Below are 12,589 nucleotides of genomic sequence, written 5' to 3'. Positions count from 1 at the left end.
ATATTATATACACTAATTTACTGCATGAAATCTGAAGATTATACACTTTGTATTGATGAACCAGAAAACTTTTTAGCACTTCCAGAAATTCAACCTTGGTTAAGACAGCTATATGATTTTTGTGATGGAGGAAAGTTACAAGCCTTACTAATTTCACATCATCCCGAATGTATTAATTATCTTTTAGCGTCACCAATTGGTTATTGGTTTGAACGTCAAAGTAATGCACCTGCACGAGTAAGAAAAATCAGTAATGAAGAAGCTGATGATTCAGGGTTAAAGATTTCAGAACTGATTGCGCGGGGATGGTTATAATGAGCCAGCGGAGAGTGCAGATTGTAATTTTGTGTGAGGATAAACAACAAGAAGTTTTTGCTATTCATTTTTTGCAAAAGCGTGGTTTTACCTTAGATAGAAATTTCCGCACTGAAATTTGTCCTAAAGGTGCAGGTGAGCAGTTTGTCAGAGAAAAATATGCAAAAGAAGTTGTAGAGTATCGTAGACAGAAAAATAAACGTTCGGGAATGCTCATTGTTTTAATTGATGCAGATAAAAAAACAGTAGAAAAAAGACTAAAGCAATTAGATAATGCACTGGTAGAAAATTCTCATGCAAGTCGTCAACCTAATGAAGCTATAGCAGTTTTTGTTCCCAAACGAAATATCGAAACTTGGATACATTATTTAGAGGGTGAAAATATTGATGAAGAAACAGAATATACAAAATCTAAAAAGCAATCAGATTGTAAACCCTATATTGAGCAATTAGTCAACCAGTGTTCTCAAGGTAATTTAGATGAGAATGCACCACCTTCTTTAAAAGCTGCTTGTGGAGAATTGCAAAGGATTTTACCATTAATTGGATAAGTTATCAATTCTCATTTTCTGCGAATTTATTGCTTCAATATTGAAATGGAGGCTGTGTTATTATTCATCATAAATAAGTGTTAATTTACTTTGACTCCCATATCTACACCATCACTTTTTAATTGTCCATCTTCCATGTAAATAATCCGATCAGCTATATCCAGAATCCGGTGATCATGGGTGACTAATAAGATGGTGCAATTTTGTTCTTTTGCTAACATTTGCATTAATTCCACCACATCACGTCCCGATTGTTTATCTAATGAAGCTGTCGGTTCATCTGCTAAGACTATTTTGGGATGACTGACTAAAGCGCGGGCTATAGCTACCCGTTGTTTTTGTCCACCTGATAAATTTTCTGGATAGTAATTAATATGTTCTCCTAAACCGACGTGATCTAACATTGCTGTAGCTGTAGCATTAATATCGCCATTGAGGTGATTTTCATGTAACTCCAAAGACATTCGGACATTTTCTTTGGCTGTTAAAAAACTCATCAAATTATGTGCTTGAAAAATATAACCAATTTGGCGACGCAATTTAGTTAATTGTGATTTTTTTGCACCGGACATTTCCTGTCCTAATATTTGTAAACTGCCATTTTGGGAAGAACGCAAACCCCCCATTAATGATAATAGGGTAGTTTTACCTGAACCCGAAGGACCAGTCATAATAACAATTTCACCCGCATTAATCTCTAAATTAATGTCAAATAATACTTGTTTTTGTAGCGTGCCTTTACCAAAATAATGATTGAGATTACTAACAGAAATAACTGTTTCTGAACTAGAAATAACTTCAGAAGGAATAGTTGTAACTTCCAATGACATAGTTCCTTACCTTGGCGTGAGATATAAAAATTGTTAGGTTAAAAAATATCTGCCGGATCAGCAGAACGGAGTTTTCGCATCGCTATTGTGCCAGAAACAGTACACATAATTACCGTTAAGATAAAAACATTAATTGCCCGATCTACCTTCATAGCTATTGGTAAAAGAGTTGCGGCAAAGGTGACTTGATATAATCCAAAAGATAGGAAAAATGCAGGTAGATAACCCAATGCAGCTAAGAATAATGCTTCTTGTAATAAAACTCGCAAGAGATAATTATCGGTATAACCCATTGCTTTAAGAGTGGCATATTCTGGTAAATGATCGGAAACGTCGGAATAAAGAACTTGATAAACGATGACAATACCAACAATAAAACCGACTATTACACCCAAACTAAAAATGAAACCAATCCCTGTACCAGTAGCCCAATAAGTTTTTTCCTTTTGGGCAAATGTTTCGGGAGTACCAACTTCAACAAAGGGATTTTGAGGATCTGGATTTAGTCCTATTTGCAGTTGTGCTTTGACTTTTTCAATATCAGCACCGGGTTGAAGAGTAATTAATCCAACTTCAATTTGATCAGCTTTGCGAGTAGAAAATAACTGCAAAAAAGTAGAATCACTAACTACTACATTTCCATCCGCAGCAAAAGAAGCACCATTTTGAAATAAACCCTTAACACTGACATTCTTTCCGCTTAATTCGGCGTTAAATTTCCCAGTTTCTCGGAAAATCTTGCCAATCTCTCCATATTCTGGACGACTGGCTTCATCAAATATAACTTGATTCAATTGTTTAAGATTATCTTTTTTGGCTTGAAGTTCAGGAAACTTTAAACCAGGTGTAGCCGGATCTACACCCCAAACTAAAATAGATCGATCCATTTTAGTTTGAGGATTGCGCCATTGTCCTGTACTAATGTAAATAGAACTAACTGATTTTACACCGTTATAACTTAATGCTTGATAAAGTCTTTCTCTAGAAAAGCTTTTGACTGAAAATAGGGTTTGAAATTGAGGATTTATTAATACTAAATCTGCTTGTAAATTGCGATGAGGTTGAATAGCAGCATCAAATAATGCACTTTCAAAACCCATCTGAATAAATATCAACATATCCGCGAAAGTAATTCCCGCCACTGCAACCACTAGCCGCGTTTTTTCCTTCATTAACTGTCGCCAAGCTAGGGGCGTTTTCCGAAACATTTTATTAATCATTGCTTTTATTTTTAGCTTCTTGTTGGAAAGAATTACAATTTAATTGCTGTTTGTACTTGTAAGTTAGTTAAGCTAGAAACTTTTTTACTGTCTTCAGGAGTCAGGCGAATTTTCACTTCGACTATGCGACTATCTAAATTTTCTCCTGGTTGATCACTAAAAACATTTTGACGGTTGACTTGTAAGCCAATTTGCTGGACTGTACCTTGTAATTTTCCTGGAAATCCTTGACTGGTAATGATGGCTTTTTGTCCTAATTTGACTTTACTAATATCGGTTTGATAAACTTCTGCTACTGCCATCATTTTGTTAGTTTGGGCAAAGTCAGCAATCCCTTCTTTATCAATTTTTTCACCGACACGGGTATGAATTTTGATAATTTGTCCCGCCATAGGGGCGCGAATATAAGCTGCTTCTAGTTCGGTTTTTGCCCGGTTGAGATTGGCGATCGCACTCTCAATTTCTGTTTGCGCTAACTGCACATCTACAGGACGAACTTCGGCAATACTATTGAGTTTAGCTTGAGTTTCACTAATTTGTTTATTGCTAGTAGTATTAATGCGATTAAGGGCAACCTTAGCTTCGGCTAATTGTTTATTAGCTGTAGTGTTAATCCGGTTGAGAATAGCTTGGGACTCACTTAATGTCTGTTTAGCCGTTTCCACATTTAAACGTTTACTATCAATTACAGAACTAGAAATTGCCCCTTCAGAAAATAATTTTTCATAGCGTTTATATTCTGACTCTGCATTTTTAAGTTCTGCGGTTACTTTATTAATAGTTGCTGTTTGGGCAATTCTATCACCTTCCCATTGGGCTGATATGCGAGCAATATTTTCCTCTTGGGCTTGTCTGTCTCCTGTATATTGTGCTTTAATTCGTTCAACAATTGCCGACTGTTCTTGAATTTCTCCTAATTTAGCTCCAGCTTTAATTTGTGCAAGTTTAGCTTGAGCAACTTCGACTTGTTTCGTGCTTTGAATAACAGCATTTTTTAAGAGATCACGGGTTTGTAAGATAGCAATTACTTGTCCTAATTTAACATTATCCCCTTCTTTAACTAATACTTCGACAATGCGATCGCCATCCAATGCTAAAGGTGCAGATAACTTAATTATTTCGGTTTCTGGTTCTAGTCTTCCTAAAGCGGTAACTATTTGAGGAGGAGCAATTAATTTTGATTCTGTGACAGAAGTTTTACCCAATTGTCCAAAACTAGAAACTCCATAAATAACAATTCCTAATGGAATCGTAGTAGCCGCAACCATTAAACCAATCAAACCTGGACTTGGGGACTTGAACGACAGTTTATAACTCATTTTCACTACCTAACCACAAAATAAATTTATCGGTATTTACTGCCAGTTAATTATTTAATTTCAACCTGGACTTTTTGCTGTAAATATGCTGTAATCATTTTTCCCAAAAGCTTACACTGTTCAGGAAAATCAATGTTCTCATTACCCCACAATTTCTCTAAAACAACACCATTCACAAAACTCAAAACAAAAGATGCTAATACGACATCTCGAATACCTAATAAATCACAGGCTAACTGCTGACATCGTTGATTAGCCCGTTTAAAAACAGTGCTATTATTTAAGATGATTTTTGAGTCTTGATGTTGGCAAAAATCAACCCATAAATAGGTCCATTTAATTAAATAATCCTCATTTTTAACAAGGTATTGACCTAAAGTTTCCATCAATTCTGATAAGGTTTTTTTTCCTCCAAATTCTGTTAAAGCTGTAATGACATCCTGCTGACTAATTTCTTCCACCAATTGCTCAAACAAAGCTTGTTTGTTGGGAAAATAATGATACAGCGTACCTGTGGAAACCTTTAACCCCGCAGAAATCTGCCGCATAGTAATAGCTGCATAGCCTTTTGCCGCGAATAAATCAAAACATTTACTGAGTAACTCTTTGCGGTATTGTTCGTGGTTAACAATTTTTGGCATAACATGGCTTATTCTTCACCAGGGGGATCATGGATTTTATATCGAACGTTTGTTATATTAAAATAATAAAATAAGTCTAAAGTATTTGTCAATATCTTTTGACAAATTATATTTCCTAATTAAAACGGTGTTTTTACTTGTAAATGCAAGATTTTATTGACATGAGGATGCTGAAACCTCAACTCCCTTGCGTGCAGATATAATCTCCCAATATTCTGATGATAACCATAGAGTTTATCCCCCAAAATACTCATTCCCAGTCCTCTCTTATCCGCAGCATGAACCCGTAATTGATGGGTACGTCCGGTAATGGGTACAAATTCCACACGAGTATAATTTCCTTCCCTGTTCATCACGCGGAAGCGAGTTAAACTAGGTTTACCCTGTGCTAAATTCACTTCTTGATAAGGGCGATTGTCAGGATTTCCCCACAAAGGTAAATTAATTTCACCTTCATTAATAGCTAGAGAACCTGTAAGCAAAGCTTCATAAACTTTAGATACTTGTCTTTTTTGGAATTGTTTACTTATTTGAGAATAAGTAACTGCATCTTTAGCAATTAATAGAATTCCCGAAGTATCCTGATCTAAACGATGTCCCGCAATTATTTCTTGATTATATAAATAACGTAAACGACTAATTACACTATCTTGATTATGAAAATAACGACCAGGAACAGATAATAGTCCTGATGATTTATTGACAGCAATTAGCCATTCATCTTCATAAATTATTTCTACTTGATTTGGCTTTAATCCTGATAGCAAAAATCCCATTAATGGCTGACATCTTTCCAAACAAGCACCATAAAATTCTCCCTGTATTTTATCCTCTACAGTAGAATTACCCCACCAAAATTCAGCCATTGCTAAAGGTTTTAGTTGATGAGTAGCTGCATAATGTAATAATTTAGGAGCGCAACATTCTCCTGTTCCAGTTGGTGTTCCTGCTGGTAATAATTGCTGTAGAGATAAAGATTGTCCTTGAAAATTAGTTAAGCTATAAGCAGCGTGCATTTCTGTTTGTAAATGTCGGGATAGTTGTTTACGCTGTTGTTTTAGTGCGGCAATTTTCTGATCTGCTGATGTTATAATTTTCTGTAAAGGTTGTAAAATTTCATTTTGACGACGTTTAAGATGGCGACGTTCAATTCCTTGTAGACGACTTTCTGTTTCTAATTGTTCCAGCGCAATTTTCAGAGATTCATCCGTGAGAGTTTGCCAAAATTCTTGACGTTGTGTCTGTCGTTGTAGTTTACTACGATAATGGTGTAAACTAAGAGCCTGTAACTGTTGAGTATATTCAGCAGATAGAGTTTTATATTCTTCTCTTTCTGAAAGTTTCTCAAGGCTAATAATTTCTTGTTTAATGGCTTCTAACTTGGCTAAAGTCTGAGTTTCTAATAAAACCACTTCTTCCCTACCAGGAATTGGTGAAACCCAACCTTTAAGCATACTATTACCATTTAATAAACCGGAAAATGCTTTAATAACTCTTTGTTCACCATTGAGTAATTCAACCAACAAAATACCATACATTTTTCCCTCCTGGGAATAAAGATGATTTTGCTCAAGTTGTTGCATCAGATTATTAGCTATAGCTTCCGCTAAAGGGGTACGGGGTAATCTGAGTATTTCCCCTGTTTGGGGGCATTTTCCTTCATAGTAATAGTTAGGCTGTGCCGAAGTAATGATCAAATTAGATGAGATAAAATCTGAAAGCGGATGCAGGTAAATCATAAAATATATAGAGTATGATCAAATATTTGGTAGTTAATAAATTTTTCTTGAAGTTGCTTGTTTTAATTTGCAAGCTTTTTTTGGTATGGACGTTAGTATATTTTACAATACCTCTAATTATTCTCACACCAGAAATTATTAATAATCCCGTTGGGAATTTTATCCTCACTTTGGTATTTTTGTGTTTACCATTTTTCCTCATATATCTATTTGTAGATGAGGATATGAAAAAAATTTCCCATTTGCTGGCTATACTAACAAACAATCAACGCTATTACCAAAAAAATCATCAATTTATTGCTTATACAACTAGATATTTGATATTAATTATAATATGCTTCATGCCATTTTTATCTTTTTTTTCATCCTATCAAGTTCAAAATTGGATTTATTGGCATCCTCAGCATAGACAAGAAGATTATATTCAGTTAAATCAATATTTACAAGCTAAAAATTGGGAAGATGCTGCGAAAGAAACACAATCAGTAATGTTGAAAATTACTAATAGAGAAAGTAATAATTGGTTAAGTACCAGAGCTATTGAAACTTTTCCTTGTGAAGCTTTACAGAATATAGACAATTTGTGGTTAAATGCTAGTGAAAATAGATTTGGTTTTAGTGTCCAAACTAAAATTTGGAAACAAGAAAATAATGGTCAAATCAATTTTAATTATCAAATAGATCAGAAATTTCGTCAAAAAGTAGGATGGAACCCAGAAAATATAACCCATATAGAATCTCATTTCCAATTATCCACAGATACCCCCAGAGGATACTTACCCAAACCTGTAGGAACGTCTTTGGGAAAAGCCTGTGTGGGAAATTTAGATAGGCTTTGGTTTGGACAAGCAGTAGGCTGTTATCACAAGATATTTATTCGCATGAATGATTGTAAATAAAATAAATGCTATATTTGGGGTAGGGAACAAACCAAGAATACAGATATTTTTGTTTGTTCTCAAAATTTTAAATTAGTTTTACTCAGATAATTATTGAATTCAGATTGTGTTAAAATAACTATTTTTCGGAACTTCACTAAATGCGTAATCCACAAAAGAACCACATTAAAATTGATCCAGCCACCCTGGTTCTAATTGGGTCTGCTTTGATACTATTACCACTACTACTCGCTGGCTTTTTGGGGTAATTATTTATCCACAAAATTAAAAGTTGGTTATTTCCATTAACTGAAAATAACCATCAACTGTGACTAATTTTTTTCGTAACATTTAAATATCAACATTGATATTTTCTATCTGTCTAGCTGCTTTATCCCACAGTTTTGCAGATTCTTCATCATAAGAATACCCGGTAAGTGGGAAACGAGCGCGTCTTTAGACCTGAGAGGGAAACGACACGAGCGGTTTTAACCGCTGTGGATATTAAAATTAAAACCAGATTTTTGATTGGAACCTGGAAACCAACTCCCATTTCTGGGGTAATGTTAGCTTCGACCAGTTATAAGAGCTTTTTAGACTTGCAACACTGTTTCAGTGACCTTAAAACTGTTTAATTGCAAATGACAGAGCAGGGAACTAGCTTCGCATTCCGGGGTGTCGTGACTCAAATAACGGCTACCATGAGAGTAAACTCAGGGTGGTCTGGTCAGTACGGCTTGCTTGATTACTCTTGCAAGCCCAGTCCCTTTAGGGCTGGGTTACTGACTCCAGTGAGTTCTCAGATTTTCCGCTTTTTTATGGCATATTCACTCTAGCATCTCTAAAATTGCTGCTAGTGTCAACTGGTCAACTAATCCCTCTAAAATACTCATGTATTCTTTCACAACAGATACCCCTTTAATTTCTACGAAAAACTGAAAGAACCCTCCCCACCTTCTGTGTTAAAAAACGACACAAGAAGTAGAAATTCTCGTCAATTAGTTCTGACTTTTATATTATCAACCTAATGATTTGTAGAAGATGCAACTCTTCTTAATTCTCTACATTTGCGGTTACGTAGGGTGTGTTCAGCAAGGTAATATAATAGCTGAGGTATTTTCAGAAATATTGCCTTAAAACCCAAAAAATGAGCTGCTTAAGGTGTATAAAACTGGGAATTGGGTTTATTCTTCAGATAAATCTATAAGTTTTGTGTCATCTGCAAAAACTCCGCAAACAAAGGTTCTCCAAAATTCATTAATCTCAGAGAAGGTATTTCATCAAACATATCTGGGTAAAAAGTAATCATGTATTCCCGGTTTTTATAGGTAAGTAGCCACGTTTTTTCGTCTTTTGGCTGAAAAATCACCCCAGCAGATTTTAAAATTGTTGATGTGGTAAATAAATGTTCAATGCTTTCTGGTGTAAAAGGAGTAGCTGGAATAGGCTTTTGAATTTCCGCTAAATCAGCATCCAAATCCATTGTTACCATTGCTTCAATTCCTGGACGTAGAGGCGCGTCTAATACTGAGTCAAACTCAGACATCAACACATCCTCTTCTTCTGGATCTGCACTCATCGCAGCTTGTTCAATGAATGTGGGAACTTTAGCTAAAATGGGTTGGAGATTACCAACAACTGTAGCAAAGGCGTTAATGCGATCGCGCAATTTTCTATAAACTTTTGCTTCTACAGTGCCATCATAATAAAAATTGTGAATGCGGACAGTTTCATACCTTTGTCCAATTCTATCAATTCTGCCAATTCTTTGTTCCACACGCATGGGATTCCAGGGCATATCATAATTGATTAATACCCCACAATTTTGCAAGTTTAACCCTTCTGACGCAGATTCCGTACAAAGCAGAATTTTAATTTCATCCTGGCGAAATTTGCGTTTAATTTCTTCCTTGGGAACAATACACCAACTTGGTTGGCTGTTGACTGTTGACTGTTGACTGTTGGCTGTTGACTGTTGACTGTTGACTGTTGGCTGTTGGCTGTTGGCTGTTGACTGTTGGCTGTTGGCTGTTGACTGTTGACTGTCAACTGTGAACCGTGAACTGTTAACTTTTAATAATTCCCCACCACGTCCAGAATAACAAGCCACTTGACTACCATATAATTCTTTTAAAGCATCTCGTAAATAGTCCATTGTGTCTGTGTATTGGGTAAAGACAATAGCACTTTCTCTTTGGCTTAATTCTTGACGTAAAATCTGAATAAAATGGGAAAGTTTGCTATCTTCTCCTGTATTTTCAAATTGCTGTAATAAATCTTCTAAATATTGAATCTCTTGTGGATCTACTTCTTCCAAGAAAGATTCCATTCCCGAAATTACTGCATCATTAGCTTCATCAATATCGGCATAATCATCTTCTGTAATAAAACTGCCTTGTTTAGTTAATAAACAATCTAAACCCCGTTGTAAAGATGCTTTGATAGCGTAGAATGAACTGGTTAAACGTTTCCTGTACAAAGTCATCAAAAAACCGCGACAGGTACGCTGATCTTTTTGTGCTAGTCTGTAAAAATGACGAACATAATTACTAACAGCTTGGTAAAGCGGAACTTCACGGTTAATTTCTAAACTAATGGCATTATCTTGCACAATTCTACTAGGAATATCTTGGGCTAATAATCCGCGTTGATAATATTGTCTCAATGTATCGCGGGTATGACGAAACATCAAATCTTTTAAAGGGGTATTAACTGTTAAATATTGTCGGGAAGTATTAATAAAATCTTCATCTGCTAATAATTGTTTATGATTAGAGATTTTCCTACCTCGTTCCCATAAATCCTGCATTTTATAAGCAATATTTCTATCTTGTTGGTTTAAAAATTGCTGTAACCGAGAACAAGGTTTTCCTCCTTGTTGAAAATAGTCATTAGACATGACTTGCCAAAAGTTCAGGATTTCTGGTTTTACACTACTTGGTAATGATTCAAAATAATTACAGAAGTTATCTCCATAACTCCAATGTCCTTGCATTCCTAGTAAATTTAATAAATCAAAAACTTCTATAGCATCAATTTGCATGGGAGTAGCAGAAAGCAGAATTAAGGCTTGAGTTTTATCCTTTAATTGCTGCATTAATTCTAATAACCGATTGGGTGTTTCTTTGCGATTTTGAGGGCTTTTTCTTCTAGCGTGATGTGCTTCATCTAATATGACTAAATCCCAAGGTTCTGCTGCTAGTAATTCCTGCATTCTTTCTTTTCTCCGCACTAAATGGGAAGAAGCGAGAATTAAATCTTGGCTATTCCAAGGATTGTTAATTGTTGACTGCTGACTGCTGACTGTTGACTGTTGACGGTATTTTTCAGTTAATAGTGAACTGTGAACTGTGAACAAATTTTGATTGTAACTCCAAAAATGTAAATTGAATTTTTCTCTTAATTCTTCTTGCCATTGGGGTTGGACACTTGCAGGGGAAAGGATGAGTACCCGTTTGGCTTTTTTAGCTAACAAGAGATAACGTAAAATTAATCCTGTTTCAATGGTTTTACCTAATCCAACTTCGTCAGCAATAAGAAAACTTTTAGGAAAGGTTTCTGCTACCCGACGCAATATTTTAATTTGGTGTGGCCAGGGTTTTATGGGAATTGATTTTAAACAAAAGTCTAAACATCCAGGATGTTGATGAATATTCGCTAGTTGGTAAAATGCTTGTTTTTCTTGTTCGTTGATGAGTGTTAACTGTTGACTGTTGACTGTTGACTGTTGGTTGTTGAGTGTTAACTGTTGACTGTTGACTGTTGACTGTTGGTTGTTGACTGTGTTTTGTTGGTTATCTGTGAACTGTGAACCGTCAACTGTTAACGGTGAACTGTCAGCATTTTTTATTGGCCGAGAATCAAATTCAATTTGAGGATTCCAGGTAGGTTTAGAGGTTGGGGCATAATTTAACAGTTTTTGTTGCACTGCTTCGGGAATTTCAAATACGCGCACATTAGGGGATAAGTTATACCACAGTTGTTCAAATCTGGAAACCTCTTCTTCTACTCTATCTAATTCCCTTCCTCCTTCCCAGGAACAATAAACGTGAAAGGATTCGACGTTTTTCTCCCAACCGGCAATAGATTCGTTATTAGAACCATTAAATGCTAATTTATCACCGTTGCTATCTGTAAAGATGCCGACTTTTTCATGAAATATATGTTGAAGATCTAGTTGTTGTATGCTATCTTCTGGAAGTCCATTTTCTTGGAGAGGAATGGCTATTTTGATGTCAAGATATTGATTTTGAATTAACCAACTGAGTATTTCTAAATGTTTGAGTTGGGCAAAGTTTTCTGGTGGTGTTAAATCAGCATCTAAACGAGTTAGTAAAGCATCCCGTAATGCGTATCCTTGTTCTATTGCTTGCAAGTCTTGGGGACTAAATTGGCATCCCATCATTAACCGGATTTTGCCTTGGTTATGTAGCATTGCCCCTAAACCCCGCGCTACTTTACTCAAAATGGCGCTGCTAAAAAAGCCTGATTTTCTGTCATATTGGATGGCAGATTCTAAGGCAGGAATATAGAAGTCAGCAATGGTATTGTGGGTGTTGCTGGAGTAGCTGATTTTCCAAGAGGTATCGCGTAGGGGTTTCAATTTTTTAAAGCAAATAATGTTAACATTTTAATTGTCTGAATCAAGATTTATAGGATTTAAGGATTTTCAGGATTGTTATTTATTAATTGTTTGTGAGTTGATAACATTTTAATTGTCTGAATCAGGATAACCAGGATTTTAGGATTTTCAGGATTGTTATTTATTAATTGTCTGTGAGTTGATAACATTTTAATTGTCTGAATCAGGATAACCAGGATTTTCAGGATTTTCAGGATTGTTATTTATTAATTGTCTGTGAGAGGCAAATATTTAATTGTCTGAATCAGGATGTCCAGGATTTGAGGATTTACAGGATTGTTATTTATTAATTGTCTGTGAGAGGCAAATATTTTTTGTCAGTTTACTCTCTCTATTATATTACATGAATTTAATCAATCATGATCCTCATAAATAAACCCATCCTGTACATCCTCTAATCCTGGTTATCTTGATTCAGACAAAAAATATTAAACACAAACCCCCATCCTCAAAA

At 35.4% G+C, this 12,589-nt stretch carries 8 protein-coding genes and 1 pseudogene; 3 read left to right on the top strand and 6 right to left on the bottom strand.

Annotated elements, in window-relative coordinates; translation table 11 throughout:
* A pseudogene (locus IQ228_RS10280) lies at window positions 1-315 on the top strand (ATP-binding protein); the annotation flags it as partial.
* Window positions 315-866 carry a hypothetical protein gene (locus IQ228_RS10275; RefSeq protein ID WP_193962798.1) on the top strand — a complete coding sequence of 184 codons (552 nt, stop codon included), beginning with the start codon at window positions 315-317 and terminating at the stop codon, window positions 864-866. The pseudogene IQ228_RS10280 and the gene IQ228_RS10275, both read left to right, overlap by 1 nt.
* Window positions 867-946: 80 nt before the next feature.
* On the opposite strand, the gene IQ228_RS10270 is transcribed toward IQ228_RS10275, so the two are convergent.
* From IQ228_RS10270 to IQ228_RS10250, 5 genes are all read right to left on the bottom strand, one after another.
* A complete protein-coding gene (locus tag IQ228_RS10270; RefSeq protein ID WP_193962797.1) occupies window positions 947-1,696 on the bottom strand; it encodes a DevA family ABC transporter ATP-binding protein in 750 nt (249 codons plus the stop codon).
* A gap of 38 nt (window positions 1,697-1,734) precedes the next feature.
* Complete coding sequence (devC, locus tag IQ228_RS10265) at window positions 1,735-2,916, bottom strand: ABC transporter permease DevC (protein WP_193962796.1); 1,182 nt, start codon at window positions 2,914-2,916, stop codon at window positions 1,735-1,737.
* Between the two features lie 32 nt (window positions 2,917-2,948).
* On the bottom strand, window positions 2,949-4,235 hold the full coding sequence (locus tag IQ228_RS10260; RefSeq protein WP_193962795.1) for an ABC exporter membrane fusion protein: 1,287 nt from the start codon (window positions 4,233-4,235) through the stop codon (window positions 2,949-2,951).
* Between the two features lie 50 nt (window positions 4,236-4,285).
* On the bottom strand, window positions 4,286-4,876 hold the full coding sequence (locus IQ228_RS10255; protein WP_027400730.1) for a TetR/AcrR family transcriptional regulator: 591 nt from the start codon (window positions 4,874-4,876) through the stop codon (window positions 4,286-4,288).
* A 119-nt stretch (window positions 4,877-4,995) separates the two neighbouring features.
* Window positions 4,996-6,615 carry an RluA family pseudouridine synthase gene (locus tag IQ228_RS10250; protein WP_193962794.1) on the bottom strand — a complete coding sequence of 540 codons (1,620 nt, stop codon included), beginning with the start codon at window positions 6,613-6,615 and terminating at the stop codon, window positions 4,996-4,998.
* A gap of 14 nt (window positions 6,616-6,629) precedes the next feature.
* On the opposite strand from IQ228_RS10250, the gene IQ228_RS10245 reads away from it, so the two are divergent.
* Window positions 6,630-7,514 (top strand): GUN4 domain-containing protein, encoded by an 885-nt coding sequence (locus IQ228_RS10245; protein ID WP_193962793.1) that lies wholly within the window; start codon window positions 6,630-6,632, stop codon window positions 7,512-7,514.
* Between the two features lie 1,180 nt (window positions 7,515-8,694).
* Here the strand turns inward: IQ228_RS10245 and IQ228_RS10240 are convergent.
* A complete protein-coding gene (locus IQ228_RS10240) occupies window positions 8,695-12,096 on the bottom strand; it encodes a helicase-related protein (RefSeq protein ID WP_193962792.1) in 3,402 nt (1,133 codons plus the stop codon).
* Window positions 12,097-12,589: the final 493 nt, after the last annotated feature.

This window comes from Dolichospermum sp. LEGE 00246 (assembly GCF_015207865.1).
Classification (GTDB): domain Bacteria; phylum Cyanobacteriota; class Cyanobacteriia; order Cyanobacteriales; family Nostocaceae; genus Dolichospermum; species Dolichospermum heterosporum.
This window is presented reverse-complemented; position numbering and strand designations above follow the sequence as displayed.